At 64.9% G+C, this 18,560-nt stretch carries 19 protein-coding genes and 1 tRNA gene; 5 read left to right on the forward strand and 15 right to left on the reverse strand.

Going from position 1 to position 18,560, the window contains the following annotated elements:
- Window positions 1–12: 12 nt before the first annotated feature.
- Entirely contained in the window at window positions 13–1,509 is a 1,497-nt protein-coding gene (gene ffh / locus RXV95_RS12260; protein ID WP_338468558.1) for a signal recognition particle protein, read from the reverse strand.
- A 316-nt stretch (window positions 1,510–1,825) separates the two neighbouring features.
- Here ffh and RXV95_RS12265 point away from each other — a divergent pair, with 316 nt between their 5' ends.
- From RXV95_RS12265 to RXV95_RS12285, 5 genes are read left to right on the forward strand one after another with little or no spacing between them, the layout of a single operon-like run.
- Entirely contained in the window at window positions 1,826–3,547 is a 1,722-nt protein-coding gene (locus RXV95_RS12265; RefSeq protein ID WP_338466328.1) for an EAL domain-containing protein, read from the forward strand.
- Window positions 3,548–3,607: 60 nt separating this feature from the next.
- Complete coding sequence (dapF, locus tag RXV95_RS12270; protein ID WP_338466329.1) at window positions 3,608–4,417, forward strand: diaminopimelate epimerase; 810 nt, start codon at window positions 3,608–3,610, stop codon at window positions 4,415–4,417.
- Window positions 4,418–4,425: 8 nt separating this feature from the next.
- Window positions 4,426–5,568: a radical SAM protein gene (locus RXV95_RS12275; RefSeq protein ID WP_338466330.1), complete on the forward strand. Its 1,143-nt coding sequence runs from the start codon at window positions 4,426–4,428 to the stop codon at window positions 5,566–5,568.
- On the forward strand, window positions 5,565–6,491 hold the full coding sequence (ftsY, locus tag RXV95_RS12280) for a signal recognition particle-docking protein FtsY (protein WP_338466331.1): 927 nt from the start codon (window positions 5,565–5,567) through the stop codon (window positions 6,489–6,491). Before RXV95_RS12275 ends, ftsY begins: the two co-directional genes overlap by 4 nt.
- Entirely contained in the window at window positions 6,491–7,147 is a 657-nt protein-coding gene (locus RXV95_RS12285; protein ID WP_338466332.1) for an inner membrane-spanning protein YciB, read from the forward strand. The genes ftsY and RXV95_RS12285 overlap by 1 nt, the downstream gene beginning before the upstream one ends.
- A 241-nt stretch (window positions 7,148–7,388) precedes the next feature.
- Here the strand turns inward: RXV95_RS12285 and RXV95_RS12290 are convergent, their stop codons facing one another.
- From RXV95_RS12290 to RXV95_RS12355, 14 genes are all read right to left on the reverse strand, one after another.
- Window positions 7,389–9,227: a potassium transporter Kup gene (locus RXV95_RS12290; protein WP_338468559.1), complete on the reverse strand. Its 1,839-nt coding sequence runs from the start codon at window positions 9,225–9,227 to the stop codon at window positions 7,389–7,391.
- A 271-nt stretch (window positions 9,228–9,498) separates the two neighbouring features.
- Complete coding sequence (locus tag RXV95_RS12295; RefSeq protein ID WP_338466333.1) at window positions 9,499–10,149, reverse strand: tetratricopeptide repeat protein; 651 nt, start codon at window positions 10,147–10,149, stop codon at window positions 9,499–9,501.
- A complete protein-coding gene (locus RXV95_RS12300; protein ID WP_338466334.1) occupies window positions 10,146–10,604 on the reverse strand; it encodes a cytochrome c-type biogenesis protein in 459 nt (152 codons plus the stop codon). The genes RXV95_RS12295 and RXV95_RS12300 overlap by 4 nt, the downstream gene beginning before the upstream one ends.
- A complete protein-coding gene (locus tag RXV95_RS12305; protein ID WP_338466335.1) occupies window positions 10,601–11,161 on the reverse strand; it encodes a DsbE family thiol:disulfide interchange protein in 561 nt (186 codons plus the stop codon). The genes RXV95_RS12300 and RXV95_RS12305 overlap by 4 nt, the downstream gene beginning before the upstream one ends.
- Window positions 11,158–13,107, reverse strand: a complete 1,950-nt coding sequence (locus tag RXV95_RS12310; RefSeq protein ID WP_338466336.1) for a heme lyase CcmF/NrfE family subunit — start codon at window positions 13,105–13,107, stop codon at window positions 11,158–11,160. Before RXV95_RS12310 ends, RXV95_RS12305 begins: the two co-directional genes overlap by 4 nt.
- Window positions 13,104–13,559, reverse strand: coding sequence for a cytochrome c maturation protein CcmE (gene ccmE / locus RXV95_RS12315; protein WP_338466337.1), 456 nt, complete (start codon window positions 13,557–13,559; stop codon window positions 13,104–13,106). The genes RXV95_RS12310 and ccmE overlap by 4 nt, the downstream gene beginning before the upstream one ends.
- Window positions 13,556–13,696 (reverse strand): hypothetical protein, encoded by a 141-nt coding sequence (locus RXV95_RS12320; RefSeq protein WP_338466338.1) that lies wholly within the window; start codon window positions 13,694–13,696, stop codon window positions 13,556–13,558. Before RXV95_RS12320 ends, ccmE begins: the two co-directional genes overlap by 4 nt.
- Before the next feature lie 20 nt (window positions 13,697–13,716).
- Window positions 13,717–14,445: a heme ABC transporter permease CcmC gene (ccmC, locus tag RXV95_RS12325; protein ID WP_338466339.1), complete on the reverse strand. Its 729-nt coding sequence runs from the start codon at window positions 14,443–14,445 to the stop codon at window positions 13,717–13,719.
- Between the two features lie 178 nt (window positions 14,446–14,623).
- A complete protein-coding gene (locus RXV95_RS12330) occupies window positions 14,624–15,688 on the reverse strand; it encodes a Glu/Leu/Phe/Val dehydrogenase dimerization domain-containing protein (protein ID WP_338466340.1) in 1,065 nt (354 codons plus the stop codon).
- A 48-nt stretch (window positions 15,689–15,736) separates the two neighbouring features.
- Window positions 15,737–15,813 (reverse strand) — tRNA-His (locus RXV95_RS12335).
- 159 nt (window positions 15,814–15,972) lie between these two features.
- Entirely contained in the window at window positions 15,973–16,974 is a 1,002-nt protein-coding gene (gene gspK / locus RXV95_RS12340; RefSeq protein ID WP_338466341.1) for a type II secretion system minor pseudopilin GspK, read from the reverse strand.
- Entirely contained in the window at window positions 16,971–17,567 is a 597-nt protein-coding gene (gene gspJ, locus RXV95_RS12345; RefSeq protein WP_338466342.1) for a type II secretion system minor pseudopilin GspJ, read from the reverse strand. Before gspJ ends, gspK begins: the two co-directional genes overlap by 4 nt.
- Window positions 17,564–17,965: a type II secretion system minor pseudopilin GspI gene (gspI, locus tag RXV95_RS12350; RefSeq protein ID WP_338466343.1), complete on the reverse strand. Its 402-nt coding sequence runs from the start codon at window positions 17,963–17,965 to the stop codon at window positions 17,564–17,566. The genes gspJ and gspI overlap by 4 nt, the downstream gene beginning before the upstream one ends.
- On the reverse strand, window positions 17,955–18,440 hold the full coding sequence (locus RXV95_RS12355) for a GspH/FimT family pseudopilin (protein WP_338466344.1): 486 nt from the start codon (window positions 18,438–18,440) through the stop codon (window positions 17,955–17,957). Before RXV95_RS12355 ends, gspI begins: the two co-directional genes overlap by 11 nt.
- Between the last annotated feature and the right edge of the window lie 120 nt (window positions 18,441–18,560).

An 18,560-nucleotide genomic window follows, 5' to 3' on the forward strand; every position in this document is an offset into this window, starting at 1 on the left:
TTGAACTGAAAATCACTTTTTCCGCAAAAGATCGTTGAAGTTGGACGGCAGGCCGCCGCTTCCGCCTCCAAGGCCGGGAAGACCGCCAGCGCCGCCGCCAAGACCGGGCATCCCGCCGGCCGGGCCGGCGCCGCCAGCACCGCCCATTCCGCCGGCACCGCCGCCGCCCATCGCGCCGCCGAACAGCTGGCCCAGGCCCTTCAGCCCGCCCATCTTCTTGATCTGCTTCATCGTGCGCGCCATTTCCTGGTGCATCTTGAGCAGGCGATTGACGTCCTGCACCTGCATCCCCGAGCCCTTGGCCACGCGGATCTTGCGCTTGGCGTTAAGCAACTGGGGCTTCTCGCGCTCGGTCGGGGTCATCGACCCGATAATCGCATCAAGCCGCAGCAGCATCCGGTCGTCAACGCCGGAAGCGTCCATCGCCGCCTTCGCTTTCTTCATGCCGGGCAGCATTCCCGCCAGCATGCCAAGCCCGCCCATCTTCTGCATCTGGCGAAGCTGCGTTCGCAGGTCGTTCATGTCGAACTGGCCCTTGGCCATCCGCTTGGCGAGCTTTTCGGCCTCTTCCTGCTCAACCGTCTCGGCCGCCTTCTCGACCAGGCTGACAACGTCGCCCATGCCAAGGATGCGGCCCGCGACGCGCGAGGGATGGAACGCCTCGATCGCGTCGAGCTTTTCGCCCGTCGCCGCGAACTTGATCGGCTTGCCCGTCACCGCGCGCATCGAAAGCGCCGCGCCACCACGCGCATCGCCGTCCATACGGGTGAGCACGACGCCCGAAAGGTCAATCTCTCCGGCAAAGCTCTGCGCGACGTTCACCGCATCCTGCCCGGTCAGCGAATCGACGACCAGCAGCGTCTCGCGCGGGGCGGAGACGGCGGAGACCGCCTTCATCTCATCCATCAGGGCATTGTCGACGTGGAGACGGCCCGCCGTATCGAGCAACAGCACGTCGAACGCCTGCAGCTTCGCCGCTTCCATCGCCCGCTTCGCGATATCGACCGGCTGCTGGCCGACGATGACCGGCAGCGTGGCGACACTCACCTGCTCACCCAGGACTTTCAGCTGTTCCTGTGCGGCCGGACGATTGACGTCGAGCGACGCCATCAGGACTTTCTTGCCCTGCTTTTCCTTCAGCAACTTGCCGATCTTGGCCGTGCTGGTCGTCTTGCCCGAACCCTGCAGACCAACCATCATGATCACGACCGGCGGCCGGGCATCCAGATCGAGTTCCGCGGTCTCGGACCCCAGCATCTCGACCAGTGCATCGTTGACGATCTTGACGACCTGCTGGCCGGGCGTAACCGACTTGAGCACCGACTGGCCGACCGCTTCTTCGGTCACCTTGTCGACAAAGCGGCGGACGACGGGCAGCGCGACATCGGCTTCAAGCAGCGCGATGCGCACTTCGCGCATGGCGGCGCGGACGTCTTCTTCCTTCAGCGCGCCACGGCCGCGCAGACGGTCGAACACCCCGCCAAGCCGGTCTGAAAGACTATCGAACACGCCTTCTTCCCTTCCGCCCGGAAACGATGAATGCCAAACGCCGAAAACGCCGGTGGGCGAAACCTCGCCGACCAGCGTGTGGCATCCATCAAGGGCCAATCGAAACATATCCGCCGCGCACGATGGTGCGGCGAAACCGGCAGCCCCCTACCCGCAAAGCGCAACCGGCGCAAGAGAAACAAGGCGCCGTGACCGTGGCGGGAAGACGGAAAACGGGCGCCAGACGCATGGCAAGCCCGCCTTAATCAAACTTTCAGACCGTTTGCCTATCCCCTCAATCCAATCGACCGGACAATAATTCGAAAGACAAGGTCTTATGGCAGGGTCGCAAGACAGGAACGCTGGAAACACGGCTTCTGGCCGCACCGGCCGTTCGCGCCCCGCAGACGCGCGCAACATAGGCAGGGCCAACCGCGATATCCTGATGCTGGGCATCATGGCCGCGGCCATCCTGCTTTTCACCGCCACGGGTTCTTCGGTCCTGACCGATCTTGCCCGCAGGATGATGGGCCATCCGGCAAAGCTGGACCCCATGCTGTCGAGCGCGCTGATCCTGAACATCGCCCTCATCATCTTCGGCTGGCGCCGCTATGCCGAACTGACGCGCGAAGTGAGCGAACGGCGCAAGGCGGAGGAAACCGCCTTCAACCTTGCCCAGACCGATCCGCTGACCGGATGCCTCAACCGGCGCAACCTGCACATTTCCACCGGCGAACTGATCCGCGCGGCGCGCAATCGCGGCCGGACGGTGGTGATGATGATGCTCGACCTCGACATGTTCAAGCGCATCAACGACATCTACGGCCATCAGACGGGGGACGCGGTGCTGGTGGAATCCACCAGGCGGCTGCGCAAGCTGCTGCCCGAAGATGCGCTACTGGCGCGCCTTGGCGGTGACGAATTCGCCTGCGTGCTGGAAATGGAGCCCGATCGCCCCGAAGCGGTGGACGCGCTCGCCACCAGGATCATCGAAGATTTGGCCGCCCCGATCCACGTCGTCACGCCCAGCGTAGAGGTGACGGCTTCCATCGGGCTTGCCCGCGCCGAGGCGCTTTCGTGCCAGCCGGTTGAAGACTGCGCCGAAGAACTGCTGCACATGGCCGACCTTGCGATGTACCAGGCCAAGAAGCGCGGCCGGAACTGCTTTGTCTGGTTCGAAAGCGGCATGGCGCGCGAGATGAAATATCGCAGTGAGCTGGAACGCGGCATTCGCGACGGTATCGCGGCGGGCGAATTCGTTCCCTATTACGAAAGACAGGTGGACATCGAGACCGGGCGGATCACCGGGTTCGAAATGCTCGCGCGCTGGGTTTCGCCCAAATACGGCCTTGTCAGTCCCGAAGTGTTCATCCCCATCGCCGAGGAAATGGGGCTCATCTCCGAGCTGTCGGAAGTGCTGATCGCACAGGCGCTGCGCGACGCGCACGACTGGGATCCAGACCTTTCGCTTTCGGTCAATATATCGCCGCTGCAGTTGCGCGACCCGTGGTTCGCGCAAAAACTGCTCAAGCTTCTGCTCGAAGCGAATTTCCCGCCCAGCAGGCTGGAAATAGAGATCACCGAAACCTGCCTGCACGAAAACATCGGCGTCGTCCGGTCGCTGGTGACGAGCCTCAAGAACCAGGGCGTCAGCGTCAGCCTTGACGATTTCGGCACCGGTTACAGCTCGCTGGCCCAATTGCGCACTCTCCCGTTCGACCGCATCAAGATCGATCGCAGCTTCATCATGTCGCTGGGCGACAATCCCGACAGCGAAACCATCGTGCGGGCGATCACCTCCCTTGGTGCCGGGATGAACCTGCCGATCGTCGCCGAAGGCATCGAAAGCACCGCGATTGCCGACCAGTTGAAAACGCTGGGCCGGTTCAAGGGCCAGGGATTCCTTTACGGCAAGCCCGCGACGGCTGCAGAAATCCGTTCACTGATGGCGGGGAACCGGCAGCCCGACCCGGTAAAGGTATCGCCGCGCCGGGAAGAGGTGGACGAAGCCGCCGCTACGGACACCGGCAAGGCCTTGCCACAAGCGCGCCGCGCCTGATCGTCATCGCAATCGCGTGGCCCATTGCGGTAAGGCCGCGCGCGCCCTAGATCGCCCGGCATGCGCGTTCCTTTCCGCAAGATGCATGGCCTGGGCAACGATTTCGTCGTGATCGACGGGCGCGAAGCCGCGTTCGCCATATCGCCAGCACGCGCCGCCGCGCTGGCGGATCGGCATACGGGTATCGGCTGCGACCAGCTTATCCTGCTGGAGCCGAGCGAACGCGCCGACGTGAAGATGCGCATCTTCAATCCCGATGGCGGCGAAGTGGACGCCTGCGGCAACGCAAGCCGCGCCATCGGTCTTCTGCTGGGTGGCGAAACGCGGATCGAAACGCTGGGCGGCATGATCGAAGCACGCGAGGCGGCGGACGGCATTGCCGTGGACATGGGATCGCCGCGTTTCGAATGGGACAAGATCCCGCTTGCCTATGCGATGGACACGCTGGTCATGCCGGTCGGCTGGGAAGAGCTTGACCAGCCATGCGCGGTCAACGTCGGCAATCCGCACGCGGTGTTCTTCGTGCCCGATTGCGACGGGGTGGACCTTGGCCGCCTTGGCCCTGTGATAGAGACCGATCCGCTTTTCCCCGAACGCGTCAACGTGAACGTCGCGACCGTCGAGGGGCCGGACCGCATCCGCCTGCGCGTGTGGGAGCGCGGCGCCGGGCTTACCCGCGCCTGCGGCACCGGCGCTTGCGCAACGGCGGTGGCGGCAATGCGGCGCAAGCTGGTGGATCGCACCGTCACGGTTGCCCTCCCCGGCGGCCCGCTGCGCATCGACTGGCCCGAAGGCGGCATGATCACGATGACCGGCCCTGCCCAGACCAGCTTTACCGGCACGTTCGACGACGCGGATTACCCGCTTTGAGCGAGGTCGTGACCCTTGGCTGCCGGCTAAACCTTGCGGAAAGCGAGGCGATCCGCGCGTCGCTGGCCGGGCAGCCGGAAACGGTCGTCGTCAATTCCTGCGCGGTTACCGCCGAGGCGGTGCGCCAGTCCCGCCGCGCGGTACGCCGCCTGCGCCGAGCCCATCCCGATGCCCGCCTGCTCGTCACCGGATGCGCGGCAACGATCGAGCCGGAGAGCTTCGCCGCGATGGCCGAAGTGGACGAGGTCGTACCGAACGAGGACAAGGTGCGCTGGTCCATCGACGCACGACCGGCCCGGACACGCCACACGCGCGCATTCGTGCCGGTACAGACCGGCTGCGACCACGCCTGCACCTTCTGCATCATCCCGCAGGGACGCGGGGCGAGCGTGTCCACCCCGGTCGGCGAAGTGTTGCGCACCATCGAACGCCACCTGGAATCCGGCACGCGCGAGATCGTGCTGACCGGTGTTGACGTGACCGGATGGGGCGCCGATCTGACCGGAAGTCCGCGCCTTGGTGCGCTGGTCGCAGCAATCCTTGCGGCGTTTCCCGCGCTGGACCGGTTGCGTCTGTCATCGCTCGACGGTGTGGAAATCGATGACGAACTGTTCGCCCTGATCACGCAGGAACCGCGCGTGATGCCGCACGTCCACCTCTCGCTCCAGTCGGGCGACGACATGGTGCTGAAGCGTATGAAGCGGCGCCACACCCGCGCGCAGGCAGTTGCCCTTGCGCAGCGCCTGCACACCGCCCGCGCCGATATCGCCATCGGCGCCGACCTGATCGCCGGGTTTCCCACCGAAACGGCAGAAATGCACGCGAACAACGTTGCCATCGTGCGCGATTGCGGCGTGGTTCACGGCCACGTTTTCCCCTACAGCCCGCGCCCCGGAACGCCCGCCGCGCGGATGCCGCAGGTTCCGCCGCCGCTGGTGCGCGAACGCGCCGCCGAAGTGCGCGCGGCGGTTGCCGAAGAGCGCGCCCGCTGGCTGGAAACGTTGCTGGGCCAGCCCCGCGCCGTGCTTGCGGAACGCGACGGGACCGGCCATTCCCCCGAATTCGCCCCCTACCGCCTGCCCGAAGGAACCGAAGCGGGCGAGATCGTTTCACTTACTCCCACAAGGATCATCGAAGGCATGCTGGCATGAGCGGCGAAAGCTGGAGCGACAGGGTTTTCGGAGGCTTTCGCGCCACGTCCGACCGGCTGGCGACCAACCTTGGCGGCATCGTTTCGAAGACGAAGCTGACCGAAGCCCAGCTCGACGACATCGAAGACGCGCTGATCATGTCCGATCTTGGCCCCAGCGCCGCGGCCCGCATTCGTGAACGGCTGGCCGCCGGACGTTTCGATTCCGGGCTGGACGAACAGGCGCTGCGCGAACTGGTGGCAGAGGAAATCGCCGCGATCCTTCGCCCGGTGGCCAAGCCGCTCGACATCGTGGCCTTCCCGCGACCGCAAGTGATCCTGGTGATCGGGGTCAATGGATCGGGCAAGACCACAACCATCGCCAAGCTGGCACACCTGTTCCAGGAACAGGACTATTCGGTGATGCTGGCAGCCGGCGACACCTTCCGCGCTGCCGCAATCGGTCAATTGAAGGTCTGGGCGGACCGGCTGGGCGTGCCCATCGTCTCTGGCGCGGAAGGTGGCGATCCGGCCAGCATCGTGTTCGACGCGGTGAAGGAAGCCACCGCCACAGGAATCGACGCGCTGATCGTCGATACCGCGGGCCGATTGCAGAACAAGCGCGAGTTGATGGACGAACTGGCCAAAGTGCGCCGCGTGCTGGGCCGCCTCAACGCCGAAGCCCCGCATGACGTGGTACTGGTGCTCGATGCCACCAACGGGCAGAACGCCCTTCAGCAGATCGAGATATTCAAGGAAGTGGCAGGCGTGACCGGCCTTATCATGACCAAGCTGGACGGCACCGCGCGCGGCGGCGTTCTTGTTGCGGCGGCGGAGCAATACGGGCTTCCGATCCATGCCATCGGCGTGGGCGAGAAGATCGACGACCTGCGTCCGTTTGACCCCGACCTTGTCGCAAAGGTTATCGCGGGAGTGTATCGCTGATGTCCGGCACGCCAGAAAACCCTCAGGACAAGCCCAAATCCTCATGGATCAACCTTGCGGTCGATTACGGGCCGCTGCTGGTGTTCTTCCTGGCCTATCGGCATTTCAAGCCCGAAGGCGATGATGCCGGGTTCGGGGAAGTGGTGGCTGTTACCAAGGGCACGCTAAGCTTCATGGTCGCGACGGTGATCGCGCTGGCCGTTTCGAAATGGCGGCTGGGCAAGGTTTCGCCGATGCTGTGGCTGTCGACCGTGCTGATCCTCGGCTTCGGCACGCTGACGGTGCTGCTGGGCGATCCGTTCTGGATTCAGGTAAAGCCTACCGCGATCTACCTGCTTTTCGCAGCTGTTCTGTTCGCCGGGCTGACCCGCGGCAAGCCGATGCTCAAATACCTGCTCCAGTCCGCTTTCGAGGGGCTGAACGATGCCGGATGGCTGAAGCTGTCACGTAACTGGGCCTTCTTTTTCCTGTTCCTGGCCGTGCTGAACGAAGTGCTGCGCCACTTCCTGTCGTTCGATGCGTGGCTGCAGGCAAAGCTGTGGGGCGTGACCGCGCTTTCGTTCCTGTTCACCTTCGCGCAGATCCCGATGCTGCTGAAGCACGGGTTGGGCGAGGAAGCGCAAGTAGAGGTGGAACAGAACCCGCCGCACGATTGACGCGCAAGCAAGGCCGCCGATGAAGCATGCCGAACTTCATGCCAACGCAGTTCCGGGAACTGAAGGCGCGGCTCTGGCTGGCGCGTGGCATACAGCAGCACCTTGACGTCACGGTCCGTGACTGGTGCGGAAGACGAACGACCATGTCTTACAACGGCATACCGGCACGCAGGCTGCGCGTATTCGATCGCGCGTCGGGACAATACCGCAGGGTGCGGCCAAGGCGCGGCTGAGCCGGCCTTCAGATTTCCAGCTGGCTGCCCAGTTCGACCACGCGGTTTGTTGGCAGGCGGAAGAACTCCATCGCGCTTGCCGCGTTGCGCAGCATCCATGCGAACAGCTTTTCGCGCCAGATGGCCATGCCCGGCTTTTCGGACGGCAGCAGCGTCTGGCGCGACAGGAAGAAGCTGGTCTTCATCATGTCGAACGGCTCGCCGCAGGCATCCACCTGCGACAGCGCGGTGGGCACATCGGTTTCCTCAAGGAAGCCATAGTGCAGCGTGACGCGGTAGAAGCCTTCGCCCAGATCTTTCACCTCTGCGCGCTCTTTCGAATAGACATAGGGCACGTCGTTGATGCTGACCGTCAGGATCACGACGCGTTCGTGCAGCACCTTGTTGTGCTTGATGTTGTGCAACAGCGCAGAAGGCACGCCCGAATTGCTGGATGCCATGAAGATCGCCGTGCCGGGCACGCGCGCCGCACTGTTGTGCGCCGACTTGGTGAACACCTCCAGCGGGATCGAGCCTTCGGCCATGTTCTTCTTCATCAGCGAGCGCCCGCGCGACCATGTGGTGAGCAGCGTGAAGATGATCAGACCCATCGTCAGCGGCACCCAGCCGCCATCGGGGATCTTGGTCATGTTGGCGCTGAGATAGCCCAGGTCGATAACGAAGAAGAGCACCAGCAGCGGGATCGCCAGCGCCGGCTTCCACTTCCACAGCTTGAACAGCACCACGCCCAGCAGGAAGTTGTCTATCATCATCGCGCCCGTGACCGCGATGCCATAGGCTGCGGTCAGGTTCGACGAGCGCTGGAACACGAAGACCAGCAGGATCACGGCCACCATCAGCGCCCAGTTGACCACCGGGATATATATCTGGCCGGCCGAAAGCGACGTGTACTTGATCGTCATGCGCGGCACGAAGCCAAGCTGGATCGCCTGCTGGGTGACGGAGAACGCGCCCGAGATCACGGCCTGCGACGCGATGATCGCGGCCAGCGAAGCAATGATCAGCAGCGGCCACTGGAACCAGTCCGGCGCAAGAAAATAGAACGGGCTTTCCAGCGCCGATGCATCGCGAAGCAGCAACGATGCCTGCCCCAGATAGTTCAGCACCAGCGCCGGCAGCACGAAGATCAGCCACGAAAGGCGGATCGGCGGGCGGCCGAAGTGGCCCATGTCGGCATAAAGCGCCTCTGCGCCCGTCACCGCCAGAACCGCCGCGCCCATCGCCAGAAAGCCGTGGAGCGGATCGGCCGCGAACATCAGCATCGCGTAGTGCGGGCTGAGCGCCAGGATCACTTGCGGCATCGCCGCGATGCTGACGAGGCCCAGCGCTGCGATCGTGCCGAAATAGACCAGCATGATCGGGCCGAAAAAAGTGGCGACCTTGGCCGTGCCCCGGCTCTGGATCATGAACAGGCCGATCAGGATGACCGCCACCAGCGGCACGATCAGGCTGTGCATTTCGGGCTGGTAAACCGCCACACCTTCAATCGCGCCCATCACGGACACCGCAGGCGTAATCATGGAATCGCCATAGAACAGCGCGGTGGCGAAAACCCCCAGCAGGATCACGCCCTTGCCCCATCGCTTGCCCGTGGCGCTCTGGTTGATCAGCGCAAGCAGCGCCAGGCTGCCGCCCTCGCCCTTGTTGTCCGCCCGCATGATCACCGAAACGTATTTCAACGTCACGATGATCATCATCGACCAGAACATCAGGCTGATGATGCCGTAAACGTGCAACTGGTCCAGCGGCAGCGGATGGTGCCCCGCGAACGTATCGCGCATGGCGTAAAGCGGGCTGGTGCCGATATCGCCGAAGACAACGCCGATCGCGCCGACCGCGAGCTTCATCAGGCTGCCGTGGACGTGACCGCCGCCGTGGCCATGCTCGTCCGGCAGACCGGTATCGAGCGGCGAATCGCCGGTATCGGATTCAACCATGCTTTGGCTCATGGTGTCGGATGCCCCCGGCAGTTCGTTGCTTGCGCGCCCGAGGCCGGGCGCAACCCGCGGCGGCGCTTAGCACCGGCCCGATGGACGGGCAATGCCAGCCTTGCAGCGGCCATTCGGTTCAACCCTGAAACCGGCATGACGTTCCGAAAAAACAAACGATTCCGTAAGGTCAATCGCCTGCGGACGGGGTCTGCGGCGCTTGTGCGGCCAGCATCCGGTCGATGCGGGCAATGCGCGCTTCCAGGTCCTGTCGATAGGGCGCATCGGCCGGAGAGCGATCGAGAAGCTGCTGCCAGACCGCACGTGCATCCGCGAGTCGGCCCGACTGGGCGAGCGCCAGCCCCATGAAGAACGGCGGCCCCGGATGCTGCGGATCGATGTTCGCGGCCTTCTGGAACGCGAACTGCGCGGCTGGCGTAATCATGCCGTCGCTGTGTTCGACCAGCGCATTGCCCAGCGCCACCCAGAGGTCCGCATCCTTGGGATTCTGCTTGACGGCGGTGCCCAGCACTTCAGCCGCGGCGCGAAACTCCCCATGCCGGGCAAGCCCGTCGGCCAACACCATCCAGTTGGCGGACTGGCCATACGATTCGCCCATCTGCTGACGTGCCTTGATCAGCGCCTCGCTGTCCGACTTGGCATTTTCCCGTGGCGGGGTGGGAGAGCCGGGCTGCCCGGGATGACCCTGCAACGCATATCCGGCGATACCGAACAGCAGCGCGGCCCCGGCCAGTTCCCAGCCGAGCCGGGGAATGCGAAACACGAAAACCATTGCGCCGAACGCGGCGAACGCAATGGCCAGGATAATTGCCCAGGTCACGCGCCCTCCCCTTCCTGTTCGCCATCCGCACCGGGCGTTCGTCCCTTGCGGAAGCGGCCGCGCAACAGGACGGCTGCGACCAGCAGGAACAGCAACGGCGCTGCATAGAGCGGCCATGTATCGGCGGTAAGCACCGGCTTGTAACTTACATACTGGCCATAGCGCTCGATCAGCCACTGGCGGATCTGTTCGGGATCTTCACCGGCGGCAATGCGCGTGCGCACGATGTTGCGCATGTCGCCCGCCATCGAGGCGTCCGAATCGGCTATGGACTGCCCCTGGCAGACGAGGCAGCGCAGCGTTTCCATCAACGCCTGCGCTTTCGCTTCCTGCGCCGGATCGGGAAGCTGGGTGTAGGCATAGGGCGCGGGCGGCAGGCTGTCATCGGCCAGCGCGGGAAGCGTCCAGCCCGCGACAAGCATCGCAAGCGCGAGGATGAGCAACCGGCGGATCATTGCCCCGCCTCCTTCAGCTTTTCCAGGATCATCGGCACCTGTTCGGGCCGGATATCTCCGATATGCTGGTAACGGATGATCCCCTTGCCATCGATCACGAACGTTTCCGGCACCCCGGCCGATCCGATCGCGAGTTGCACCGAACTTGTCGGGTCGGAGCCAATGGCCCGATAGGGATTGCCGTTGCGGGTAAGGAACGCCGCCAGATCTTCCGGCCGGTCACGGATCGCCACGCCCTCGATCTCTACACCGGCTTTCGCCAGTTGTGCCAGTTGCGGCGCCTCTACGGCGCAAGGAATGCACCAGCTGGCGAACACATTCAGCAGCTTCGGCTTTCCGGTCGTAAAATCGGCGCGTGTCAGACCGGGCCTGTCTTGTGCGATCGGCTTCAGCGAGAATTCGGGGAGCGGCTTGCCGATCATGTGGCTGGAAATGTCACGGTTGGCCGGGCGGACCAGTCCGATGAAGACCAGCGCGAAAAAGGCGACGAACAGGCCCAGCGGCAACCAAAGCCACAGACCGGGCTTGCGCCTTGCGGTGTCCGGCGTTCCGGTCATCGCGCCAGATCCGCCTTGCGCTCGGCAATCTTCGCCGTCGCGCGGTGCCGCCGCACGTCGCTCGCCGTGCGGCCCAGCAGCGCCAGCAGGCCGCCCAGCGCCACCAGGACTCCACCCAACCAGATCATCGGCACGAACGGCTTCCACCACATCCGCACCTGCCAGCGGCCGTCCTGTCCTTCTTCGCCCAGCACCGTATAAAGCTGGCCGTTCCAGCGCGTTTTCAGCGCGCTTTCGGCGCGATTGCCCGGCGGCGACGTGAACGTGCGCGACTGCGGCGTCATCCGCACGGGCGCCTCACCCTTGTAGCTTGCATCGAAGCGCGCTTCGAGCGCTGTCCAGTTCGGCCCGGCCACCGGCACGATAGCCTCCAGCTTCACCTTCCACGGGCCGACCTCTACCGTATCGCCGGTGTTGATCGCGGCCAGCTTCTCGGTCGAATAGGCGCTGTCGCAGGCCATGCCGAACAGCGCGACGGCAAGGCCGAAATGCGCGAAAACCATACCCCAGGTCGCGACCGGGGTGCGCCGCAGGTTGCGGCCGGCAAGCGGCAGGATACTGGCGATGGCAAGCCCCGGCGCGATGGTAATGCCCAGCAGCGGAAGCAGGTGGATCGGCGGCGCGAACAGCGCCATGCCCAGCAGGGTCAGCGCCGAAACGATGGCCGGTATCGCCATTTGCAGTGTAATGCGGCCCAGCCTGTCGCTACGCCAGCGAAGCAGCGGCCCGACCATCAGCACGACCAGCATCGGAAGCACGAAAACCGAGGCAACCGGGTTGAAATAGGGCGGCCCCACCGAAACCTTTGTGCCGAATGCTTCGGTCAGCAGCGGATAGAGCGTGCCAACCAGCACGATGCCCAGCGTGCCCGTCAGCATCACGTTGTTGAACACCAGCGCTGCCTCGCGGCTGACGAACGAAAAGCGTGCGCCTTCGGTTACGGTAGAGGCGCGCAGGCCGAACAGCGCAAGCGCCCCGCCGATATAGATCGCCAGCAGCGCAAGGATGAACGTGCCGCGTTCGGGATCGACCGCGAAGGCATGGACGCTGGTAAGAATGCCGGAGCGGACGAGGAACGTGCCCACCATCGACATCGAAAAGGCGATCACGCCCAGCATCACCGTCCACGCGCGCAGCGCGTTGCGGCTGGCAAGCACCGAACAGGAATGGAGCAGCGCGGTTGCCGCGAGCCACGGCATCAGCGAAGCGTTCTCGACCGGGTCCCAGAACCACCAGCCGCCCCAGCCAAGCGTGTAATAGGCCCAGTACGATCCAGCGGTAATGCCCAGCGTCAGGAATATCCACGCGCCCAGCACCCACGGCCGCATCGCGCGCGCAAAGGCCGGCCCCACGTCGCGCGTAACCAGCGCGCCGACCGCAAAGCTGAATGCAATCGAAAGGCCGACATAGCCGACGTAAAGCGTGGGCGGATGGAAGGCGAGGCCGATGTCCTGCAACAGCGGGTTCAGTCCCGCCCCTTCGGGTGCGGGCGGAGACAGGCGCGCAAACGGGTTAGAGGCAAACAGCAGGAAGGCATAGAACCCGATCGAGACAAAGGCCTGCCCGGCCAGCGTCGCGATCAGGGTATCTTCGCGCAGGCGCCGTTCGATCAGCGCAACGAAGCCGCCCGCAAGCCCCATGATCGTGACCCACAGCAGCATGGACCCTTCGTGATTGCCCCAGGTCCCGGCGATCTTGAATATCATCGGCTTTGCCGAATGGCTGTTGTCCGCCACCAGCTTCACCGAAAGGTCCGTCGTCGCAAACAGGTAAACAAGGCACAGGAACGCAATCGCGACCATCGCCCCCTGCACGACCGCCAGCGGGCGCACCAGAGAGCCGACATCCGCCGTGTTCGGGCGCAGGCCCAGAACCCCGCTTACCAGCTGAAGCACCGCCAGCGCGGCGGCCATCCACAATACGGCAAGGCCGATTTCCGCGATCATTTCGTGTCCGCCACGACTTTATCGGCCTGGGCCTTTGTCATGTCCTGCATTTCGCGCGGGACATAGTTTTCGTCATGCTTGGCAAGCAGGTTGTCGGCCACGAACGTCCCGTTCACCAGGTGTCCTTCGGCAACGACGCCCGATCCTTCCACGAACAGGTCCGGCGTGATGCCGGTGAATTTCACGGGAACGGTTTTCTTCCCGTCACCGACGACGAAGTGGATCGTGATGCCGTCCGGATCGGTGCGCAGCGATCCCTTTTCCACCATTCCGCCAAGGCGCACGGCGCGATCGGCCGGCGGCGGCGAAGCGACGATATCGCTTGGCACATAGAAATACGAAGCCTGCTTGCGCAACGCATAGGCGGCAAGCAGCCCCGCACCGATCAGCGCGACCAGTGCGATGATTACCAGCACAAGGCGCTGGTGCTTGGGCTTGATGGACGCGCTCATTTCTTCCTCGCCGCGTCGCGGCGGCGTTCGGCGCGCCGCATCGCATATAGAGTCCAGACGATCAGGATCGTCATGCCGACAAGGCCGACGGCATAGGCCCCGATCACGTAATACCACTGGTCAAGCCGTTCGTGCACCGTGTCTCTCCCCCTGCGGTTCAGGCCATGGCCTTGCGGCGCAGGCGGGCTTCGGTCTGGATATCGGCAAGCAGCATCCGCATACGCGCCAGCACCAGCCCGCCGAACAGCAGCGAAAACCCAAGTGCGGCAATCAACAGCGGCCACAGGAACGTGCCGTCTATGGTGGACTTGCCCAAGGTAATCGAGGGCGGCTGGTGCAGCGAATTCCACCAAACGACCGACCGGTTTATGATCGGGATGTTGATCGCGCCGACGATCCCGAAAATCGCGGTTACGCGGCTTCCGCCGCCACCCGCCGCGGCGTCCTTCTGCGCCGCGCCGGCCAGCGCGATGTATCCGAAATAGAGGAACAGCAGGATCAGGAAACTGGTCAATCGTCCGTCCCATACCCACCAGGTTCCCCAGGTCGGCCGCCCCCAGATCGAACCCGTCGCAAGGCCGATCGCCGTGAAGGTAGCGCCAGGCACCGCGGCGGCGCGCGCAGCGATGCTGGCCAGCGGGTGACGCCAGACCAGTTCCACAAGGCTGGAGATCGCGATCGTGCTCCAGCCGGCCATGCCCAGCCAGACCGAAGGCACGTGCAGGAACAGGATGCGCACGGTCTGCCCCATCAACCGGTCCGGCGGCACCATGAACAGGCCCCACAGCAGCGCGCCAAGCGACAGCAACAGGCCCGACACCAGCAAGAGCGGCATCAGCCAGCGCGCAAGGCGCAAGAAACGGGCGGGATTGGCAAAACCGTGCATCGGCGCGGGGTAGCAGTTCTTTCCTCTCCGGCGACCCCCGCCGCCGGTCGCGCCGCATTGCCACCTGTGGCGGCGCGGGGCAAGGACTTTACACCCTATATGACCGAAGGTTCAGGTGCCGGCCCGATTCGCGTCAGGAACCCGAACGATCCGGACCGGGACCCCGGCCGATCGACCGTTACCGTCCGATCAGGTGCTGGGCCATGCGATCGGCCACGGCATCGGGCGTCGAAGCGGTCTTGTCGCTTTCTTCCCATATCTGCCGCAGGCGCACCGGGATCTGGGCGATCCGTTCGCGCACTTCGTTGATATCGCCTTCGCGGCCTTCGCGCCGGGCAAGGTATTCCAGCGTTACCGAGATGATCCCGCCCGCGTTGATCACATAGTCCGGCGCATAAAGGATGCCGCGTTCCGCCAGCGCCCTGCCGTGTTCCGGGCGGGCGAGCTGGTTGTTCGCGCCCCCAGCCACGATCGGCGCGTCGAGCCGGGCAATGCCCTCGTCGTCGAGGATCGCGCCCAGTGCGTTGGGGCTGAATACGTCGCACGGCACGCCCATGATCACGTCCGCCGCAACCGGCGTACCGCCCACTTCCCCGGCAAGCGCGGCGGCGCGTTCGGCATCGACGTCCGCCAGCGTCAACTTCGCGCCATCGCGCGCGAGCAGCCGGGCAACGCCGCCGCCGACACTGCCGACGCCCTGTAGCGCGACGTGAACGCCCTCCATCGATTCCTTGCCCAGCTTGTAGGCCACGGCCGCCTTGATGCCGTGATAGATGCCCATCGCCGTGAACGGCCCCGGATCGCCGCCCGCCGTGCCGCCCGGCACCGGCAAGCCCGAAACGTACTGCGTGCGCTTCGACACGGCGACCATGTCCGCTTCGGTGATGCCCACGTCTTCCGCCGTGATATAGCGTCCGCACAGCGCCTCTACCGCGTCGCCGAAGGCAGCGATCAGTTCGGGCGTCTTGGTGCGGCTGCGATCGGCGGCCAGGATCACGGCCTTGCCGCCACCGACCGGAAGGCCGGCCATGGCGTTCTTGTAACTCATCCCGCGCGACAGGCGCAGCGCGTCGCGCATCGCGTGCGCAGGTTCTTCATAGTGCCAGAAGCGCGTGCCGCCGGCAGCCGGGCCGAGGTGGGTCGAATGGATCGCAATAATCGCGGTCAGCCCCGATGCGCGGTCGCGCACCAGCTCAACACGTTCGTGATCGTCAAAGTCCTGTTCGGTCCAGAAGGCGGGCATGATGCACCCCATCGCTGTTGTTTCAAACGGCGGGTGCAAAAGGGGAAATGGGGCGACCGATGGGGTTCGAACCCACGACCTCCGGTACCACAAACCGGCGCTCTAACCAACTGAGCTACGGTCGCCACAATGCCCGGGCGCCCCGCCGAGGGGCGCTGGTGGAGCCGCGAAAGGCTGCCGTCAAGCAACGATTGTCGCGGATGCGCGCCATTGCCGAATGCAGGCCCGAAGGGCAAGCGAAAACTGCACCCGCCCCGTTCAACGTAATAAAATTACGCGCACATTCAACGGCTGTCCTGCCCGCCCCAGCTGCGGAAGGCAACGCGGGCCGGGTCGACGCCCGTATCGATAAGCGATTGCGATTCCAGCGTGACCGAGTCGACCTTCACGGTTTGCGTCAGCAGGAACCAGCGGCTGTTCACCTTGACCTGCGCCGCCGCGCCATCGGGCAAGACGCCGCCGATCGCCGAATTGACGTTGGCATAACCGGTTTGCGGCCGCCCCGCGATGATCGAACGCGCGCGACCCGGCGGCAGCGCGTCGGGCGCAAGCATCGTCAGCAGCCGCGCCTGGTCTGGTCGCAGCGTATTGACGTTGATCGGCGAGAGTTCGGTTTCCGGCAACGCGCAAAGCCAGGGGCGCAACCGCTGATAGATCACCGGCGTCATGCCCTTGACGGCGCGCAGTTCGGAAACATCACCGATCGGTCGACCCGCGGTAAGGTAGGGCACAGGCTGCGACCGGTACCAGTCATCCTCCGCCCCGTTGGGTGCGGGCGTGGAATCGCTGTCTATCCAGTCCGCCATGGCGTCGCTGATCGGGATCGCATCGGCTGGCGCGATGGCAAGCCCTTCCATCAACGCGCGCAATTGCTCCAGCGCGGCGGGACGCATGGCATAGGTGTCATCGGGCTTGCGCTCGACCAGAGAGTTCACGTTGAAGCAATTGTCCGCATCGTCGATCCGCGCCGTCACCGTGCCACCCGCGGCCCCGTTCGGAACCGAGAGCGGGAAATCGCGGCCCAGCAGTCCGGATACGTCGACCGTGCGCGTGCGGTCGGCATCGACCAGCGCCTTCAGGCGGGCCATGGCCAGCGTTTCGGCACTGGTCGCATAAAGCCGCGCGCGCGTCATCGCCTGTCCGTTGCCCGCAAGCCGCACCGCAAGGTTCAGCCGGTCGAGCATGACCGCGGCGATCACCGCCATGACCGCGACAAGCAGCAGCACGGAAAGCAGCGCCGCGCCGCGTTCGTGCTCTGGCGGGCGGAATGGGTGGCGCACGCTCACTGGTAGTTCACGCCGACAAGCGAGACGATGCGCAGCGGCGACTTGCCTTTCTGCGGCAGGGTCAATTCGATCGCGGTGGGCAGGTCCGTGTCGCGCACGCTCTCCCAACTGGTATGCCAATGCCCGTCACCGGTGCGGAAGCGCAGGCGTGGCGGCCCGGCGGCAGGCAACATCTCGCTGGGGGGATCTGCCTTCGCTCCGTCGGGATAGGGATAGCCCGCGCGCCACAGCGCCTTGCCGCGCCAGATCCATTCGACTTTCTGGAGGCTCGGACGCGGCGCGCCGTCAAGGTTCTCCCACCCGCTACGTGTCAGGCGCAGCAAAATGCCGCCCTCCGGCGCCTCCAGCGCGGGATGCAGCGCCCCGCCCGCGTCGCGCGCCGGACGCGGCGTGGCCTGGGCAAGGTCCGCGGTCCACACTGAAAGGAAGCGGCGCTGTGCGGCGATCTCGTCCGTCTTTGCGCGGCTCGCCAGTTCCGCATCCACGCTAAAGCGCAGCAGCGCCAGCGCACCCACAGCGATGATCGAAAAGATCGCCAGCGCGACCAGCATCTCCACCAGCGTAAAGCCGTTGCGTCTGACAGGCGCGCTCATTGCCCCGGAAGCCGCGTGAAATTGACGGTGAATGCCTGGGATCGGGCGCCCTGCGTAGTCTCGGCAACGCTGACGGCGATATCCAGCACGCCGGTATCCTTTGCCGCGGTAACCCGCCGCGTCCAGCGGAAACGCCGCCCCATGTTCTCCACCGTTCCGCTTGCCGTTCCCAGCGCGGGCGGGCGCGGGTCGGTCAGGATTTCGGCGGCAAGGTTCTGCGCCACGACTTCGCGCAGGAACCGTTGATCAAGGTCGGCGGTGCGCCCGATGCTGGCCCCTTCCATGCGCAGCAGCGTAAGCGCGGCAATCGCGAAGACCGCCAGTGCCACCAGAAGCTCTATCAGGCTGAATCCTGCCTCAGGATCGTGCCTGTCGATCATGCCGGGGCTATCGCGCATCGAGGCTAACCTTGCCGTCGCGTGCGATATGCACGGTCATCGTCCTGCCCTTGCGCGTCAGGCGAACATCGGCATCGCTGCTCGCCAAACCCACGCTGTCGAACACGATGCGGCTGCGGCCCTGTGACTGTGTTGCGTTTCCGGTCTGCGCGCCGGTGCCGTCTGCCCAGCCGGTCAATCCCAGCCTGCCGCCTTCGAATGGCCGCCAGCGCCCGTCGGCGCGCTGTTCGAAATAATAGCCCGCCTTGCTGACCACCAGCGACACCGGCGCGGCCGAGACGATCGCTTCGTTGCGTGCGGCGTTGGCCCGCGCGGCAAAGCGTTCCGCCTCGCCGCGCAGTTCCCGCGCATCGCCGGGCATGGAAAGCACCACCACCGAGGCAAGCAGGCCCATCACGAACAGCACAACCATCAGCTCCACAAGGCTGAAGCCGTTGCGCCGGACGCGGGGCTGGCAGGCGGATTGCGGGTTCATCGGTTCCGGCGCTTGGGGGAGAAACATGACCGTTTTACGACGATGACCGCGCGTCCGGCAAGTTGGCCAAGTGTGACGCTATGGAAACCGGCTTTGCCAACATCCGTTCGTCCCGTGCCT

Source organism: Novosphingobium sp. ZN18A2, assembly GCF_036784765.1.
Taxonomy (GTDB): Bacteria; Pseudomonadota; Alphaproteobacteria; order Sphingomonadales; family Sphingomonadaceae; genus Novosphingobium.